General features: G+C 50.0%; 2 protein-coding genes. Both read left to right on the top strand.

The window, feature by feature from the left end:
* A partial coding sequence (hemA, locus tag Q0546_RS09930) for a glutamyl-tRNA reductase (RefSeq protein ID WP_298792657.1) occupies nt 1-834 on the top strand: 834 nt, incomplete at its 5' end.
* Nucleotides 831-1365: aminoacyl--tRNA ligase-related protein (locus Q0546_RS09925; protein WP_366519261.1), on the top strand; the 535-nt coding region annotated here is incomplete at its 3' end. The genes hemA and Q0546_RS09925, both read left to right, overlap by 4 nt.

The raw sequence follows: 1365 nt of genomic DNA, 5'->3' as shown, positions 1-1365 counted from the left end.
CGAAACAAAACCGAAATCTCCAAAAATCCGATCTCGGTCTCAAGCGTCGCGGTTGCTAAAGCAAAGGAAATTTTTGGCACGCTAAACGGCATGGTCGCCGTGATAGTAGGCGCTGGCGAGATGGCGGAGCTAGCCGCAAAGCATCTAATCGCAAGCGGCGCGAGAACGATAATCATCAGCCGAAACAAAGAGCGCGCTAAAAATTTGGCCCTGACGCTGGGGGATAATAACGAATACGACTCGCTTTCAAACGTAGCGCAGTACATAAATAAATATCAAATAATATTTTCCGCGACCGCCGCGCCGCATCCGGTTTTGATCGACGCGATGGTAGAGCCAAAGGAGTTTAAGCGTTACTTTTTCGACATTGCCGTACCGCGCGATATCGCGATCACGCAGAGTGAAAATATCAAAATTTACGCCGTGGACGACTTGCAAGAGATCGTAAATAAAAACCTAGCCCTGCGCGAAGAGCAAGCTCAGATCGCATACGGCATCGTCGGGCGAAATACGGCGGCGTTTTTCCAAATGCTGCGCGAGCTAGCCGTCACGCCGCTAATAAAAGGCATAAGAGAGCAGGCTAAAGAGTGCGCCGAAAGAGAACTCGCAAAAGCCCTAAAAAAGGGCTATCTAAAACATAGCGACAAGGAGGAGGCGTATCGCCTCATACATCAGGTTTTTAGGGCGTTTTTGCACGCGCCGACGATAAATTTAAAAAACCTCGCGGGCGCTGCCGGAAGCGAAGCGCAGCTAAGAGCCGTCGGGGAAATCTTTAACGTCGCGGAGCAAACGCCGCAAGAAGAAAATAATGAATTTGAATGGGAGAACGAATGAAATTTAGCAAACTTTACGCGCCGACGGCGAAAGAAGCGCCAAAAGACGCAAGCCTGGCAAGTCATAAATTTTTGCTCCGAGCGGGCTACGCCGAGCAGGTCGGTAGCGGACTTTACAACTTTTTGCCGCTTGGCAAACGTGTGCTTGAAAATATAAAAAATATCGTCAAAGAGGAGCTTGACGAAGCGGGCGCGCAGGAGATCTCGATGAGCTTTGTTACCTCCGCCGATCTTTGGCGCGAGAGCGGACGCTTTGACGTCTACGGCAAGGAGCTTTTGCGCTTTAAAGATCGCAAGGAAAACGACTTTGTTTTAAGCCCGACAAACGAAGAGAGCGTCGTCGCACTCGTGCGAGGCAAAGTGACGTCCTATAAGCAACTGCCGCTAAATTTGTATCAGATGAATACCAAATTTAGAGACGAGGCGAGGCCGAGATTCGGGCTTCTTAGAGGGCGCGAGTTTTTGATGAAGGACGGATATAGCTTTCACGCAAACGCCGAGGATCTGGACCGTGAATTTGACCTGATGGAGA

It is taken from the genome of uncultured Campylobacter sp. (genome assembly GCF_937997465.1).
GTDB lineage: Bacteria > Campylobacterota > Campylobacteria > Campylobacterales > Campylobacteraceae > Campylobacter_A.
This window is presented reverse-complemented; position numbering and strand designations above follow the sequence as displayed.